The sequence below is a fragment of the Actinomyces sp. B33 genome (assembly GCF_028437565.1).
In the GTDB taxonomy this organism is placed as follows: Bacteria; Actinomycetota; Actinomycetes; order Actinomycetales; family Actinomycetaceae; genus Pauljensenia.
Genome location: NZ_JAMRYR010000004.1, coordinates 214,889 through 229,239, shown reverse-complemented (window position 1 = coordinate 229,239; position 14,351 = coordinate 214,889). Strand labels below are relative to the sequence as shown.

Below are 14,351 nucleotides of genomic sequence, written 5' to 3'. Positions count from 1 at the left end.
TGCGGGCGGATGATGCGGTCAGTGCGGATCGGCGACGACGCCGGTCATGTCGGCATTGTCGCCGAGAAAGCGGATGATGTCGGACTTGACGCGCTCCCAGATCCTCGTCCCCGGGACCGACAGCAGTCCGTGACGGGTCCCCGCGTAGCAGTGGACCTCGACCCGGGCGCCCGCGCGGATCAGTTCGCCGGCGCGCGCCACCGCCTCGTCGCGCAGCGGGTCGACGGGGTTGACGACGACGAGGACGGGCGGGAACCCGGGCCCGACCCGACGGATCGGCGCGTTGACCTCCCACGAGGCGGCGCCGTCGCGGCAGTAGTGGCGCCACGAGGACTCGGCGACGCTGCGCGGCCACATCGGCCCGTCCTCGAAGTCCGCGAAGGACAGGGACGACAGCGCCGGCGACAGGCACGGCTCGAGCATGACGACGGCGCTCACCGCGTCCAGCTCGGCGTCGTCGAGGACGGTCAGCACCTGGTTGACCATGCCCGCTCCCGCCGAGTCGCCGTACAGGACGACGGGGACGCCCGGGTGGGCGGCGATGACGCCGCGCACGACGGCCGCGCAGTCGTCGCGCCCGACCGGATGGGGGTGCTCGGGGGCGAGCCGGTAGTCGGGCGCGTAGGTCGCGACCGTCGTCGCCCCTGCTCCCAGGAGGCGGTCGGTGAAGTCGACGACGAGGTCGGCGCACCGCTCGTCCTCCCCGGCCGCACGTCCGCAGACGAACCCGCCGCCGTGGACGACGACGACGGCGCAGCCGACGGGCGCGCCCCGCCGGGCGATCCTGCGGGTGGGGACCCCGCCGATCGTCAGGACGTCCCGGTCGAGCCCCTCCGGGATCCGCGCGTCGACGGACATGGCGTCGCCGCGCCGTCGCAGCTGCTCGTAGTCGAGCCCGTCGACCGGGGGGAGGGGGTCCATGAGGCGGCGCGTCTCCTCGTCGAGGAAGGGCGCGGGCGCATCGGATTCGGCGCCGTCGAGGAACGCGGCCGCGGCGTCGAGGCCGTCGGCGCGGGCCGCATCGACGAGCAGCGCGCCCGCCGCGTCCTCCCGGGCCGCCGGCCCGTCGGGGTCGCGCCCGGGATCGTCGACGACGAGGGCGAGCACGAGGGGCGCGACCAGCGCGACGGCCCGGCGCGCGGCGCCCGCGCCCTCGCCGACGCCCCACACGACGACCCGTCCGCCGGGCGACTCCCCGGCCTGGAGGGCGAGGAACTCCGCGAGCGCGCGCGCCGACGCGTCCTCGTCCGTCGAGGGCCCCGGCGCCACGGGCCCCGGCCAGCCGCCGTCGAGCGCGACGACCCTCCGAGCCTCGCCGAAGCGCCCGATGACCGCCCGGATCGCGTCCTCGGCGCGCTCCCGCCCCGTCGACGGCGCTGCGGCGTCGGGACCGGGGGGCCGCGTCACGACGATCAGGGTCTCGCGCCGACGGTCGCCGGCCACCCGGTACTGCCACGTCATCGCGTGATCCTCCCCCGTCCTCGTCGGCCGCTCAGTGCGTCGGCGCCTCGACGTCCAGGCCGATGGCCCGGGCGAACCAGTGGGTGATGGACGTCGGATGGGTGATGCCCGTGCCGACGACGACCGCGAACGCGCCGGCCTCCATCACGGCGGCCGCCTGCTCGGGCGTGTGGACGCGGCCCTCGCACAGGACCGGGACGTCCGGGAAGGCGGCGACGATCTCGGCGAGCAGCTCGAGGTCCGGGCCGTCGGTCTTCGGGCGGTCCGGCGTGTAGCCGGCGAGCGTCGTCGACACGATGTCGCTGCCGGCCTCGACGGCGGCCCGCGCGTCCTCGAAGGACGAGCAGTCCGCCATGACGAGGATCCCCTCGTCATGGAGGCGCTCGACGGTCTGCGCGTAGGTCAGCCCGTCGCGGCGGGGGCGGCCGGTCGCGTCGATGGCGACGACGTCGGCGCCGGCCATCGCGCAGGCGCGGGCGTGACGCAGCGTCGGCGTGATGTAGATGCCCTCGTCGCCCTCCTTCCACAGGCCGATGACGGGGATCTTCACCCGCCCCTTGATGGCCGAGATGTCGGCCAGGCCCTGGCAGCGGATCGCCGTCGCCCCGCCGAGCTCGGCGGCCCGGGCCACCTGCGCCATGGTCTCCGGGTGGCGCATCGGCTCTCCCGGGTACGCCTGGCACGACACGACGAGGCCGCCGCGCATCCTCTCGATGACGTCCGCTGTCATCTCACTCCTCCGTTCCCGCGGGGGCGCCCCCCGCGTTCCGATCTGCCGTGTTCTCGAAGTTCGCCGCCGCCCCGATGAGCGGCGCGTCGTCGCCGAGGGAGCCGACGACCAGGGGGGTCGGGGCGACCGGCGTCATCGCGCTGGCCGCGTACCCCTCGCGCAGGCCGTCCCACCACGCCGCCCCCGACCGGGTCATCGACCCGGAGATGATGATGATCGACGGGTCCACGCAGTTGGCCAGCGACCCGAGGCATTCGCCCAGCGCCCGCGCCGACTCGACGAAGCACGCCCGCGCGAGCGGGTGCCCCCCGTCGGCGAGGGCCTGGAGGGCACGGGCGTCGTCGGCCCGGGGATCGCCGTCCGCCCGTCGCGCCTCGTACCAGGCGGCGATCCCCGACCCCGAGCAGAACGCCTCGATGTGGCCGGACCTGCCGCACGAGCACGCCATCCGGGCGCCCGCATGATGGTGGATGTGGCCGACGTGCCCGGCGACGTGATGGCCCCCGGTGAGCACCCGGCCCCGGTCGACCAGGGCCCCGCCGATCCCCGTGCCCACCGCGACCGACAGGACCGTGTCATGATCCCGACCGGCGCCCGCGAGCGCCTCGCCGAGCCCGTGCGCGTGCACGTCGTTGAGGACCCTCACGGGGGCGCCGGAGGCCTCCCGCAGGATGTCGCCCAGGGGGGTGCCGCCCCAGCCGGGCATCGTGTTCGTCGCCGACACGATCGCGCCGGTCCGCGGGTCGACGACGCCCGCGCTGGCCGCGGCCACGCCCGACACCGGGCCGAGGCGGCCGACGACGTCCGCGACGAGGGAGCGGATCCGTTCGGCGACCGCCGCCCCGCCCTCGTCGGCCAGGGTCGCGATCCTCCCGGACGCGCCCGGTTCGGCGCAGGGCTCGCGGCCGTCCATCAGGGACCAGCCGATCTTCGTCCCGCCGATGTCGAGGGCGAGCAGCCGAGGCCGTCCGCTTCCGTGCGCAGCGCCGTTCATCGAGGCCTCCTCGTCGCAGTCGTGTCCGCCGGTGGGCGCCGGCTCTCCTGGGTCAGTCGAGCAGTCCGGCGCGCCGCAGGACGGACTCGACCCACGCGATATTCTCGCCGGTCAGCGCCTCGACGGGAGCGGGCATCTCGTTCGTCTCGAAGACGCCGAGGAGCTGCAGGGACGTCTTGAACGCGCCGACGCCCGCGCCGAAGCCGACGACGCCGGACACCTGGACGATGCGCATGAGGTCGGCGAGGCGGTCCTGCTCGGAGCGCACCGCCTCCCAGTCGCCGCGCTGGTAGGCGTCCCACTGGCGGACGTACCCGTCCGGGTCGACGTTTCCCAGGCCCGGGACGCACCCGTCGGCGCCCGACATGTACGCGCCGTCGACGACGACCTCGTGGCCGGTGAGCAGCTGGAGGGGGTGGCCGGCCTCGTCGTTGAGCCGGGCGAGCCAGCGGAACGACACGTCGTCGCCCGACGAGTCCTTGACGCCGGCGAGAACCCCATCCTGACCGAGACGGACCTGCAGGTCGATCGGCAGTTTCGTGTGGACGCACACGGGGATGTCGTAGGCCCAGACCGGCGTGTCCGTCGCCTCGCGCAGGAGGCGGAAGTGGCGTTCGACCTCGGCCATCCCCTGAAGGGCGTAAAAGGGGGCGGTGGCGACGACGGCGTCGACGCCGAAGGACTCGGCCTGGCGGATGTTCTCGATGACGCGGTCCGTCTCGGTGTCGATGACGCCGGCGAGGACCGGGATGCGCCCGGCGACGACCTCCTGGGTGGCCTCGAGGATCTCGGCGCGCCTGGCGGGCGTGGAGAAGACGACCTCACCGGTCGATCCGAGGACGAACAGACCGTGGATCCCGGCGTCGATCATCCGGTTGATGTGCCGCTCAAGGGACGCGCGGTCGAGGCGCCCGTCCTTGAGGGGGACGGCCAGGGGCGGGACGATCCCGCGGATCGGGGTGTTCATAGTTCTCCTTCGAGGGTGGGGTGGAGCAGCGAGGGCGCGGCGCCGAGGAGCGTGCGGGTGTAGGGGTCCTGCGGGTCCTCCAGGAGGCGGGCCGCCGGGCCCTCCTCGACGACGACGCCCTTGTTCATGACGGCGATGCGGTCGGACACGTAGCGGACCGTCTGGATGTCGTGCGAGATGAAGACCATCGCGAGGTTGAGCTCGCGCTTGAGGTCGGTCAGGAGGTTGAGAACCTGGGCGCGCACGGACACGTCGAGGGCCGAGGTCGGCTCGTCGGCGATGATCGCGTCCGGCCCCAGGGCCAGGGCGCGGGCGATGGCGACGCGCTGGCGCTGGCCGCCGGAGAGCTGGCCGGGCAGGGCGTCGAGGGCGGACGAGGGCAGGCCGACCATGGAGATCAGCTCGCCGACGCGATCGCGCCTGGTGGCCTCGGTGCCGATGCGGTGGACGCGCAGCGGGTCGGCGAGCTGGTCCTCGACGGTCATCCTCGGGTTGAGGGCGGTCGCCGGGTCCTGGAAGACGACTGAGACGACCCGCCCGATGCGCCGACGCGCCTCGGCGGTCCTCTTGGTGACCTCCTCGCCGTTGAAGTAGACGCGGCCGGCGGTCGGCGCCTGAAGCCCGCACATGACGTTGGCGGTCGTCGACTTGCCGCACCCGGACTCCCCGACGATGCCGAGGGTCTGGCCGCGCATGATGCTCATGTTGACGCCCCGCACGGCGTGGACCTTGGTGGGCTTGAACAGGGACCCGGTGCGCGAGTTGAAGGCGACGTGGACGTCCTTGAGTTCGATGATGGGGGTGCCCTCGCTGGTCATCGCAGGTCCTCGCTCTCGGGTTGGTCGGATCGGTGCGGGGCCTCGTCGCCCCTGGGCGGCAGGGCCGCGTACACGTGGCCGGGACCGACCTCGGTGAGGACGGGCCGGATGTCGAGGCCGTAGTCGGGGTGCGACGAGCGGGGGGCGAAACGGTCGCCCGCCGGGAAGTCGCGCGGCGACGGGACCGTGCCGGGCACCTGGTGGAGTCGTCCCGACCCGGCCTCGATGGACAGGACGGCGCCGAGGAGGCCGCGCGTGTACTCGTGGGTCGGGTGGGTCAGGAGCTCGGCGGTGGGGCCCTGCTCGACGACCTGGCCGGCGTACATGACGGTGATCGAGTGGGCGACCTCGGCGACGAGGGCGACGTCGTGGGAGACGAAGATCATCGCGAAGCCGAGCTTCTCGCGCAGTTCGTTGAGGAGGGCGATGACCTGCTTCTGGACGGTGACGTCCAGGGCGGTCGTCGGCTCGTCGGCGATGACGAGCTTGGGGTCGCGGGTCAGGGCCATGGCGATGAGGACGCGCTGGCGCTGGCCGCCCGACAGCTCGTGCGGGTAGGACTCGAGGGTCCGCTTGGGGTCGAGCCCGACGAGGTCGAGGAGCTCCTCGGCCGTGCGGGTGCCGCCTCGGGAGGTGAGCTGGCCCATCTGGTCCTTGATGAGCATCGCCGGGTTGAGGGAGGACAGGGCGTCCTGGTAGATCATCGCCATCTCGTGGCCCAGGAGCTTTTGACGCTCCTCCGGCTTCATCTGGAGGAGGTCGCGCCCCTGGTAGAGGATGCTCCCCGACAGCTTGGCCTTGGGGTCGATGAGTCCCATGATCGACAGGGCGGTGATCGACTTGCCGCACCCGGATTCGCCGACGAGGCCCATGGTCTCGCCGCGGCGGACCGCGAAGGACACGTGGTCGACGACGTCGACCTCGCCGTGGCGCTCGAAGCGGATGGAGAAGTCCTTGACCTCGAGGAGGGGGGCCTCGTCGGACTGGGAGGCGAAGCGGTCGGTGCGGCGCCGCTCGACCTCTTCGAGGGCGTCGAGGCTGGCCTGGAGCGAAGCGGCCTGCTCCCGGTAGGCCTGGCGGGGGTCGAGGAGGAGGCGGTCGGCCTCGCGCGCCGCGTTGGCGGACACCTGGGCGACGGACACGCCCTTGGGGGCGGCGACCATCGCGTCGGTGATGCCCTCGGACAGGATGTTGAGGCACAGGACGGTGAGCATGATGAACATGCCGGGGAAGAACGCGGTCCACCACTTGCCGAGCATGACCGACAGGTTCGACGAGGCGTCGGACAGGACGTTCCCCCAGGTGGGCACGGTGGTCGATTGGAGGCCGGACCCGATGAACGTCAGGGACGCCTCGAGGATGATCGCGTCGGCGACGAGGACGGTCGCGAAGACGAGGACGGGGGCGGCGGTGTTGCGCATGACGTGCTTCGTGAGGATCCACGGGGCGCGGGCACCGGACACGACGACGGCCCGCACGTAGTCCTCGCCGTAGGCGCTCATGACGTTGGCGCGCACGATGCGCGACAGCTGGGGCGTGTAGACGAAGGCGATCGAGCAGACGATGACGAAGACGAGGGCGAGGGTGTTGCCCTGGTCCTGGAGGGCGCGCCCGAAGACGAGCACGGACACGGCTGCCATGGCGATGCCGGGCACCGCCATGATGATGTCCATGACGCGCATGATGACCTCGGAGAGGGACTTGCGCACGACGGCGGCGATGGCGCCGATGATCGCGCCGGCGATGAGGGCGATGAGGGTCGCGCACAGGCCGATGAGCAACGAGAAGCGCCCGCCGTACAGGACGCGGCTCATGATGTCGCGGCCGGTGTGGTCGGTGCCGAAGGGGTGCTGTCCGCTGGGGGCCTCCCATTTGGTGAAGATCTCGTCGGGCCCGTGGGGGACCAGCAGCGGCGAGAGGAGGCAGATGAGTGCGATGAGCGCGAGGACGACGAGGGCGATGCGCGAGCCGACCGACATCGAGGAGATGCGGCTGAAGCGCGCTCCCGGCTGAGTGACGCGGGCAAGTTTGTGCTTCTGGTTCATCTGTCAGACCGACCTAATCCGCGGGTTGATGAGCAGGTAGAGCATGTCGACGACGATGTTGACGACGATGAAGGCGATGGCGACGACGAGGGCGCCGCCCTGGACGAGGGTCACCCAGTTCTCCTGGATGCCCTTGAGGAGGACGAGCTTGCCCATGCCGTCGATGGAGAAGATGATCTCGATGACGACGGCGCCGCCCATGAGATAGCCGATCCGCAGGCCGAGGACCGTGATCGGGGTGATGAGGGCGTTGCGCAGGACGTTGCGGGCGACGACGATCGGCTTGGGGATGCCGGCGCCCAGGGCCGTGCGCACGTAGTCGCGGTCGAGTTCCTCGACCATGGAGGTGCGCACGACGCGCGTCATCTGGCCGATGACGGGGACGGCGAGGGCGATGGCCGGCAGGATCATCCGCAGGAACCACCCCCACGGGTCGTCGGTGAAGTGGGGCAGGGCGCCGGACACGGGGAGCCTGCCGACGAAGGTCATGACGAGCAGGGCGGCGAGCCAGAACGAGGGGGTGCCGATGGAGACGACGGAGAAGACGCGGATCACCTGGTCGGGCCAGCGGTCGCGGTAGATCGCGGCGAGGACGCCGAGGGGGAAGGCGATGACGACGGCGATGAGCAGGCCGAGGAAGGTCAGCTGAAGGGTGACGGGCAGGGCACGGGCGACGAGGTCGATGACCTTGTTCGAGGTGCCGACGCCGTAGACGCCGAGGTCGCCCTGGAGCATCCCGAGGAGGTAGGTGCCGTACCTGACGAAGAAGGGGTCGTTGAGCCCGTGCTCGGCGCGGAATGCGTCGAGGGCGGCGGGGCTGGCGGTCTCGCCGAGCGCCGAGTACGCCGGGTCGATGGGAGACAACGACATGATAAAGAAGACGAGGAATGAGACCCCGACGATCATGACGGGCAGGGCGAGCAGACGTCGCCCGATGAGTCTCAGCAGGTTATTCATGGGACATGTGCTCCTGACTGGCCGGTTCCGCGGGCACGGGGAGGGGCGGGCCGGAGCGACCCGCCCCTCCGTGATGCCGTGTCGTCGACGTGTGCGGCGGCTGGATTACTTGAGGCCGACGCCCACCAGTTCGAGGCCGGTGGAGGCGATCGGCTTGACGCCGTCGAGCTTGTCACCGTTGTAGGCGGTGATCATGTTGCGGTGGAAGAGCGGGTAGACGACGGCCTGCTCGGCGAGGAGGTCCTGGGCCTCGGCCCACTTGGCCTTGGCCGCGTCGCCGTCGAGCTGGACGGCCTCGGCGAGGATCGTCTGGAACTTCTCGAAGTTCTCCGGGTCGGTGTTCTTCCACTGGGAGCGCTTCTGGGTCCACACGTTGTCGGCGTTCCACCACGACAGGATGATGCCGGGGTCGGTGCCGAACACCGAGGGGTCGCCGGGCGCCAGGACGACGTCGTAGGTCGGGTTGTCGACGTCGGTGACATTGCCGTACAGGTCGGAGGACGCCATCGCCGTGTGGTTGACGGTGATGCCGATGGCCTCGAGATCCGCCTTGATCTGGGGGACGAGGTTGGCGACCCACGGGTGGTCGGTGGTCACGAGGTTGATCTCCAGGCCCGAGGCGCCGGCCTCGTCGAGGAGGGCCTTGGCCTTGTCCTTGTCGTAGGTGAACTGGGTCGCGGCCTTGGAGTAGGAGGGGTTGGACTCGGGCAGGAACGAGGTCGCCTCGACGGCCTGGCCCTCCATCGCCGTGTCGATGAGCTTCTGCGTGTCGATGGCGGTGTGGAACGCCTGGCGCACCTTGTTGTTGTTGAAGGGCTCCTTGGCGGTGTTGAACATCAGGAAGGGGTTGCCGTAGCCGGGGACGGCGTCGACGGTCCAGCCGGTGGCCTCCAGCTCGGAGATCGTCGTGGCGGGGACGGCCTCCATGATGTCGGTGGTGCCGTCGAGGGCGGCGGCCAGGCGCGCGGAGTCATCCTTGAGGACGTGCCAGCGCATGCGCTCGACCTTGGCGGGGAACTCGCCGTTGTAGTGCTCGTTGGGGACGGCGGTCACCTCGGTGGGGGTGATGCTCTCGTACTTGAAGGGGCCGGTGCCCACGGGCTGGGCCTTGAGGGCGTCGGCGTCCATCGCGGCGGGAACGACCTTGACGTTCGTGAAGCGCTCTTTGAGGCTGGTGAACGGGTAGTTGAGTTCGATCGTCACGGTTGTCGCGTCCTTGACGGACACGGACTTGACGAAGTCGAAGAACTGCTTGTAGATCGACTTGTCGTCGGTGGTCCTCTCGTAGGCGGCGACGACGTCGTCGGCGGTGACGTCGGTCCCGTCGGAGAACTTGGCCCCGTCGCGCAGGGCGACCTCGTAGACGAGGTCGGAGACCTCGACGGGGTCGCCGGCGGCCAGGGCCGGGTGGACCGAGTAGTCGGCCATGTCGAACTGGTAGAGGCCCTCGAGGACGTGCCAGTTGGTGCCCATCGCGAGGGCCGAGGTCGTGATCGGGCCGTAGTCGGTCGTCTCGTAGGCGACGCCGAGGTTGATCTCCCCGGTCGGGGCCGTCGACTCCGTCGAGGCCGGGCCGTCCGACTGCTGCGCGGGGGCGGCCGTGTTCGAGCCGCCGCAGCCCGACAGCAGGAGGACTGCCGAGGCCATGAGCGCGGCGCCAGCGGTCACGTGCTTGCGTAGACGCATAATTGAACTCCTCACCATTGAGTCACTGAACGAGTCTTTCCGCATCCAGTAGGATCAACATATGTTGTCAGACAAATCTTCGCAAGTCGCTTCCCGCATTCTCGCGAGCCCTCCTGCATTGCAAACCGATAACGGCAGGGACGCCGTCAGCCGGTCGGCGACGACCATGGACGCCATCAAGCGCTACATGCTCACCCACGGCCTCAAGCCCGGCGACCCCCTGCCCACCGAGGCCGTCCTGTGCGCCGACCTGGGGGTCTCCCGGTCCTCGGTGCGCGAGGCCCTGCGCAAACTCGAGGCCCTCGACATCATCACCGTCCACCAGGGACGGGGGTCCTTCGTCGGCCAGATGTCGATGCAGCCCCTCGTCGACACCCTCGTCCTGCGCTCGGCTCTCGACCAGATCAACGGCATCAAATCCCTGTCGGAGGTCATCAGGATCCGCCGATCCCTCGACCTGGGGATCGCCGAGGAGCTCGTCGCCGCCATGCGCGGCACCACCAACCCGCACCTGTGGGACGCCGTGGACGCGATGAAGGAGAAGGCCCTACGCGGGGCCACCTATTACGACGAGGACATCGCCTTCCACTCCGGGCTGCTCGATTACCTCGACAACTCCCTCATGCAGCAGCTGACCTCGGCGATGTGGCTCATCCACCAGACCGCCTCCCCCGGTCTCAAGGCCGCCGACGGCGAGCAGATGATGGCCGCGGCCCTGGCCCACGGCGATATCCTCAGCGCCTGCGAGCACGGGGACGTCGACGCCTACAAGGCCGCCGTCGACTGGCACTACGGCCCCCTCAACGCCCTCATCGACGGCGACTGACCCCCGGAGCTCGGGGCCCCGCGGACGCGCGGGCGGGGCCTCGCCGGCGCAGAGCTCATCGGCCGACCCCGACTCCCCGCCCCCCTCGGGGTCGCCCCTGCGTCCACCGATCGGCGGCTCCCCCCCCCGACGCGTGCGCGCCCGGTCCGGGGGTTTTGCGCCCCGCTCCCGCGCGCCGCCGGGGAATACGAAAACCCCCGCGAGAACTCGCGGGGGCATCGACTCTGCAGAACCGTTCAGCGGGTCTCGCGGTGAGCCGTCGACTTGCGGCAACGCGGGCAGAACTTCGCCAGCTCGAGGCGGTCCGGCGTGTTACGACGGTTCTTCTTCGTGATGTAGTTGCGCTCCTTGCACTCCGAGCAGGCCAGAGTGATCTTGGGGCGAACGTCCTGGGACTTGCTTGCCACGGTTGCTTCCCTCTTTTGCTGATTGGCTCGTCGACTCGCGACCTGTCTCGTCTTGGTAGCGGGGGCGGGGCTCGAACCCGCGACCTCACGATTATGAGTCGTGCGCTCTGACCAGCTGAGCTACCCCGCCGCAGCGGTTGCGGCACAAGCCGCCACCGGAGCCCCGAAAGGGAATCGAACCCTTGACCTTCTCCTTACCATGGAGACGCTCTGCCTACTGAGCTATCGGGGCAACGCGGGACACTCTATCCCAGGGTATTTCGAGGAATCAAACCCTCGCCTTGAGAAGAGACTCACACGCGTTTCTCGATGGGAATCGAGTGTGGCGGGGGAGGGATTCGAACCCCCGAAGCATTCCGCGTCTGATTTACAGTCAGATCCCTTTGGCCACTCGGGAACCCCGCCGTGCGCCGCTTTCGCGGTGCCGTGGAAGAATAACAGAGCACGGGGATGCGCTGTCAACTCGGCCCCATCGGGCCGTCCATCCCCCGCCCGAGAACCCGACGAGCCCCTCGCCCCCCGAGGGCTCCGACACGAACCCTCCATGGAAGGACGCGAAGATATGGCCGACTCCTCATTCGACATCGTCTCCAAGCTCGACCGCCAGGAGGTCGACAACGCCGTCAACCAGACCGCCAAGGAGATCTCGACCCGCTACGACTTCCGCAACGTCGACGCCGAGATCCGCCTGTCCGGCGACGCCATCGAGATGCAGGCGAACTCGCCCGAACGGGTCATGGCGATCCTCGACGTCCTCCAGACCAAGCTCATCCGCCGGGGCCTGTCCCTCAAGTGCCTCGACTACAAGGACCGCGAGCCCAAGGCCTCGGGCAAGATCTACCGGCTCGTCGCGCCGCTGCGCGAGGGCATCGCCCAGGACACCGCGAAGAAGATCTCCAAGCTCATCCGGGACCAGGCCCCCAAGGGCGTCAAGGCCCAGATCCAGGGCGACGAGCTGCGCGTCTCCTCGAAATCGCGCGACGACCTGCAGGCCGTCATCGCCCTCCTCAAGGGCCCCGACGGCGACGCGCTCGACGTCGCTCTCCAGTTCGTCAACTACCGCTGAGGCCCTCCCGGTCTCCACGCTCCTCGGCGCCCCGCCCCCGGGGCGCCGTCGGGCTATCGGACGGTCTTACCGCCCCTCCCGACGGACCACGATAAGCACATCGAACCGAGCCCTTTCTCGCGTTCCCGGCCCGTTCACCGTCCCGCGCCAGAGGACCCGAAGGCCCGCCTGCGCCGCGGGTCGGTCCCGTCCACGAGCCGATGGAACCGCCGCGCGACCGGCAGCGCGGGCCCGTCAGTACCCGGCCATCCGCTCGAGGCGAGCGATGCGCTGATCCATCGGCGGATGCGTCGAGAAGAGCGCCCGCAGCCCCGCGCCCCGGAAAGGATTGGCGATCATCAGGGCCGCGACATTCTGATTCGCCGGAGTCGGCGCCAACGGCACATGATCCGTCGCCCGCTCAAGCTTGCGCAGCGCCGACGCCAGCGCCAGAGGATCCTGCGTGAGTTCGGCGCCGTCCTCGTCGGCGTCGAACTCGCGGGTGCGCGATAGGGAGAACTGAATGAGCGTCGAGGCGATCGGGGCGAGCAGCGCCAGGGCGAGAGTCCCCAGGAGCCCCACTCCCCCGCCCTCCTCGGAGCGCCTCCCGCCGCCGAAGAACATGAGGAACTGGGCGACGGAGGTGATGACGCCGGCCATCGCCGCCGCGACCGACGACGTGAGGATGTCGCGGTTGTACACGTGCATGAGCTCATGGCCCAGGACCCCGCGCAATTCCCGCTCTCCGAGGATCTGGAGGATCCCCTCGGTGCAGCACACGGCGGCGTTGCGCGGATTGCGCCCGGTAGCGAACGCGTTGGGGGTGGGGGTCGGGGCGATCCAGATCGACGGCATCGGCTGGTCGGCCCGCTCGGAGAGCTCGCGCACGATGCGGTACAGGTCGGGGCGCTGCTCCTCGGTCACCGGGTAGGCGTTCATCGCCCGCAGGGCGATCGTCGTCGAGTTCCAATAGGAGTAGAACGTCTGGGCCAGCCCGACGGCGGCGAAGACCCAGATCCAGTATCCGCGCCCGGTGCCGCCGGCGACGAGGGCGCCGATGCCCAAGAGCAGCGCCCACATGCCGCCGAGGAGGGCGGCGGTCTTCAAACCGTTGAAATGACTGCGGTGCGTCATGCGCCCAGCCTACGAAACACCCCTGAATGCGCGCTGAACGAGCCCGGTGGGTCCCCGCACGGCGCGGCCGACGCCCCTCAGGCCGGGAAGGAGTCCCGGTCCCCCACCGGCAGGTCGAGGGCGGCGCCCACCGCCTCGGAGTACAGGACCCCGTCGCGGGTCGACAGCGCGCGGGCCAGGTCGGGGCGCGCCCGGCACGCCTCACCCGCGCTCATGGAGGCCAGCGCGCGGACGTAGGGCAGGGTCGCGTTCGTCAGCGCGTGGGTGGAGGTGACCGGCACCGCACCCGGCATGTTCCCCACGCAGTAGAAGATCTTCCCGTCGACCTCGAAGACCGGGTCCGAATGGGTCGTCGGGCGCGAGTCCTCGAAGCATCCGCCCTGATCGATCGCGATGTCGACGAGGACGGAGCCGGGCCTCATCCCCGCGAGCATCTCATGGGTGACCACGCGCGGGGCCCGCGCCCCGGGGACGAGGACGGCGCCGATAACGAGATCGGCGTCGGCGCAGGCCCTGGCGACGTCGTACTCCGTGGAGAAGCGCGTGCGGATGCTCGCGCCGAACACGTCGTCGATCCTGCGCATGCGCTCGGTGTCGATGTCCATGACGGTGACGTCGGCGCCCATGCCGGCCGCGACCCTGGCGGCGCTCATCCCCGCGGTGCCGCCGCCCAGGACGAGGACGCCGCCCCGTCGCACTCCGGCGGCCCCTCCCAGCAGGACGCCGGCGCCCCCGTTGGGGCGCAGCAGCCTCTCGGCGCCGACCTGGGCGGCGAGGCGGCCGGCGATCTCGGACATGGGGGCGAGCAGCGGCAGGGAGCCGGCGTCGGTCTCGACGGTCTCGTAGGCGAACGAGGTGGTGCCCGCGTCGAGGAGGGCGCGGGTCAGGTCCGGCTCGGCGGCGAGGTGGAGGTAGGTGAAGAGGAGGAGATCGCGGCGCAGGTACCCGTATTCGGGGGCGAGGGGCTCCTTGACCTTGAGGACCATGTCGGCCCCCGCCCACACCTCCTGCGCGCGCGGGAGGATCCGCGCGCCGGCGGCCGCGTAGTCGGCGTCGTCGATGCCCACGCCCGTTCCGGCCCCGGCCTCGACGAGGACCTCGTGGCCGTCGGCGACGAGGGCGGCGACCCCCGCCGGCGTGATCGCCACCCGGAACTCGTGGTCCTTGATCTCAGTTGGTACGCCGATGCGCATCGCGGCCTCCTCGACTCGTCGGGCGGCTAGCTCCGCCCCACTGCGACCCTACGTCCCCGCGGGACGGCGCGCAGGGGCTCGGCGCCCC

At 70.6% G+C, this 14,351-nt stretch carries 13 protein-coding genes and 3 tRNA genes; 2 read left to right on the top strand and 14 right to left on the bottom strand.

The window, feature by feature from the left end; all coding sequences use genetic code 11:
- Positions 1–18: 18 nt before the first annotated feature.
- The 8 genes from M3T53_RS07600 to M3T53_RS07565 all read right to left on the bottom strand — a co-directional run bounded on the left by M3T53_RS07600 (position 19) and on the right by M3T53_RS07565 (position 9,658).
- Positions 19–1,461, bottom strand: a complete 1,443-nt coding sequence (locus M3T53_RS07600; protein WP_272433896.1) for an alpha/beta hydrolase fold domain-containing protein — start codon at positions 1,459–1,461, stop codon at positions 19–21.
- A gap of 31 nt (positions 1,462–1,492) precedes the next feature.
- Positions 1,493–2,191, bottom strand: a complete 699-nt coding sequence (locus M3T53_RS07595) for an N-acetylmannosamine-6-phosphate 2-epimerase (protein WP_272433895.1) — start codon at positions 2,189–2,191, stop codon at positions 1,493–1,495.
- A 1-nt stretch (position 2,192) separates the two neighbouring features.
- Positions 2,193–3,185 carry an ROK family protein gene (locus M3T53_RS07590; RefSeq protein ID WP_272433894.1) on the bottom strand — a complete coding sequence of 331 codons (993 nt, stop codon included), beginning with the start codon at positions 3,183–3,185 and terminating at the stop codon, positions 2,193–2,195.
- Positions 3,186–3,237: 52 nt separating this feature from the next.
- On the bottom strand, positions 3,238–4,152 hold the full coding sequence (locus M3T53_RS07585; RefSeq protein ID WP_272433893.1) for a dihydrodipicolinate synthase family protein: 915 nt from the start codon (positions 4,150–4,152) through the stop codon (positions 3,238–3,240).
- Positions 4,149–4,970 carry an ABC transporter ATP-binding protein gene (locus M3T53_RS07580; RefSeq protein WP_272433892.1) on the bottom strand — a complete coding sequence of 274 codons (822 nt, stop codon included), beginning with the start codon at positions 4,968–4,970 and terminating at the stop codon, positions 4,149–4,151. The genes M3T53_RS07585 and M3T53_RS07580 overlap by 4 nt, the downstream gene beginning before the upstream one ends.
- Positions 4,967–7,015: a dipeptide/oligopeptide/nickel ABC transporter permease/ATP-binding protein gene (locus tag M3T53_RS07575; RefSeq protein ID WP_272433891.1), complete on the bottom strand. Its 2,049-nt coding sequence runs from the start codon at positions 7,013–7,015 to the stop codon at positions 4,967–4,969. The genes M3T53_RS07580 and M3T53_RS07575 overlap by 4 nt, the downstream gene beginning before the upstream one ends.
- A gap of 3 nt (positions 7,016–7,018) precedes the next feature.
- The gene (locus tag M3T53_RS07570) at positions 7,019–7,972 is read right to left on the bottom strand and encodes an ABC transporter permease (RefSeq protein ID WP_272433890.1); all 954 of its coding nucleotides are present in this window, start codon (positions 7,970–7,972) and stop codon (positions 7,019–7,021) included.
- Between the two features lie 105 nt (positions 7,973–8,077).
- Entirely contained in the window at positions 8,078–9,658 is a 1,581-nt protein-coding gene (locus M3T53_RS07565; protein WP_272433889.1) for an ABC transporter substrate-binding protein, read from the bottom strand.
- A gap of 166 nt (positions 9,659–9,824) precedes the next feature.
- On the opposite strand from M3T53_RS07565, the gene M3T53_RS07560 reads away from it, so the two are divergent.
- A complete protein-coding gene (locus M3T53_RS07560) occupies positions 9,825–10,484 on the top strand; it encodes a FadR/GntR family transcriptional regulator (RefSeq protein ID WP_272433888.1) in 660 nt (219 codons plus the stop codon).
- 236 nt (positions 10,485–10,720) lie between these two features.
- On the opposite strand, the gene rpmG is transcribed toward M3T53_RS07560, so the two are convergent.
- From rpmG to M3T53_RS07540, 4 genes are all read right to left on the bottom strand, one after another.
- The gene (gene rpmG / locus M3T53_RS07555) at positions 10,721–10,891 is read right to left on the bottom strand and encodes a 50S ribosomal protein L33 (protein ID WP_005963462.1); all 171 of its coding nucleotides are present in this window, start codon (positions 10,889–10,891) and stop codon (positions 10,721–10,723) included.
- A gap of 53 nt (positions 10,892–10,944) precedes the next feature.
- A tRNA-Met gene (locus M3T53_RS07550) sits at positions 10,945–11,021 on the bottom strand.
- A gap of 29 nt (positions 11,022–11,050) precedes the next feature.
- Positions 11,051–11,123: transfer RNA gene (locus M3T53_RS07545), tRNA-Thr, on the bottom strand.
- 91 nt (positions 11,124–11,214) lie between these two features.
- Positions 11,215–11,296 (bottom strand) — tRNA-Tyr (locus M3T53_RS07540).
- Between the two features lie 157 nt (positions 11,297–11,453).
- Here M3T53_RS07540 and M3T53_RS07535 point away from each other — a divergent pair.
- On the top strand, positions 11,454–11,957 hold the full coding sequence (locus M3T53_RS07535; protein ID WP_272433887.1) for a YajQ family cyclic di-GMP-binding protein: 504 nt from the start codon (positions 11,454–11,456) through the stop codon (positions 11,955–11,957).
- 234 nt (positions 11,958–12,191) lie between these two features.
- Here M3T53_RS07535 and htpX read toward each other — a convergent pair whose 3' ends face one another.
- Both htpX and ald read right to left on the bottom strand, forming a co-directional pair.
- Positions 12,192–13,070: a zinc metalloprotease HtpX gene (htpX, locus tag M3T53_RS07530; RefSeq protein WP_272433886.1), complete on the bottom strand. Its 879-nt coding sequence runs from the start codon at positions 13,068–13,070 to the stop codon at positions 12,192–12,194.
- Between the two features lie 77 nt (positions 13,071–13,147).
- Positions 13,148–14,263 carry an alanine dehydrogenase gene (gene ald / locus M3T53_RS07525; RefSeq protein ID WP_272433885.1) on the bottom strand — a complete coding sequence of 372 codons (1,116 nt, stop codon included), beginning with the start codon at positions 14,261–14,263 and terminating at the stop codon, positions 13,148–13,150.
- Between the last annotated feature and the right edge of the window lie 88 nt (positions 14,264–14,351).

Excerpts from the sequence above, each read along its gene's own strand:
- M3T53_RS07600 (WP_272433896.1), bottom strand. The coding sequence starts at position 1,461 with ATGACGTGGCAGTACCGGGTGGCCGGCGACCGTCGGCGCGAGACCCTG.
- M3T53_RS07595 (WP_272433895.1), bottom strand. The coding sequence starts at position 2,191 with ATGACAGCGGACGTCATCGAGAGGATGCGCGGCGGCCTCGTCGTGTCG.
- M3T53_RS07590 (WP_272433894.1), bottom strand. The coding sequence starts at position 3,185 with ATGAACGGCGCTGCGCACGGAAGCGGACGGCCTCGGCTGCTCGCCCTC.
- M3T53_RS07585 (WP_272433893.1), bottom strand. The coding sequence starts at position 4,152 with ATGAACACCCCGATCCGCGGGATCGTCCCGCCCCTGGCCGTCCCCCTC.
- M3T53_RS07580 (WP_272433892.1), bottom strand. The coding sequence starts at position 4,970 with ATGACCAGCGAGGGCACCCCCATCATCGAACTCAAGGACGTCCACGTC.
- M3T53_RS07575 (WP_272433891.1), bottom strand. The coding sequence starts at position 7,015 with ATGAACCAGAAGCACAAACTTGCCCGCGTCACTCAGCCGGGAGCGCGC.
- M3T53_RS07570 (WP_272433890.1), bottom strand. The coding sequence starts at position 7,972 with ATGAATAACCTGCTGAGACTCATCGGGCGACGTCTGCTCGCCCTGCCC.
- M3T53_RS07565 (WP_272433889.1), bottom strand. The coding sequence starts at position 9,658 with ATGCGTCTACGCAAGCACGTGACCGCTGGCGCCGCGCTCATGGCCTCG.
- M3T53_RS07560 (WP_272433888.1), top strand. The coding sequence starts at position 9,825 with ATGGACGCCATCAAGCGCTACATGCTCACCCACGGCCTCAAGCCCGGC.
- M3T53_RS07535 (WP_272433887.1), top strand. The coding sequence starts at position 11,454 with ATGGCCGACTCCTCATTCGACATCGTCTCCAAGCTCGACCGCCAGGAG.
- htpX (WP_272433886.1), bottom strand. The coding sequence starts at position 13,070 with ATGACGCACCGCAGTCATTTCAACGGTTTGAAGACCGCCGCCCTCCTC.
- ald (WP_272433885.1), bottom strand. The coding sequence starts at position 14,263 with ATGCGCATCGGCGTACCAACTGAGATCAAGGACCACGAGTTCCGGGTG.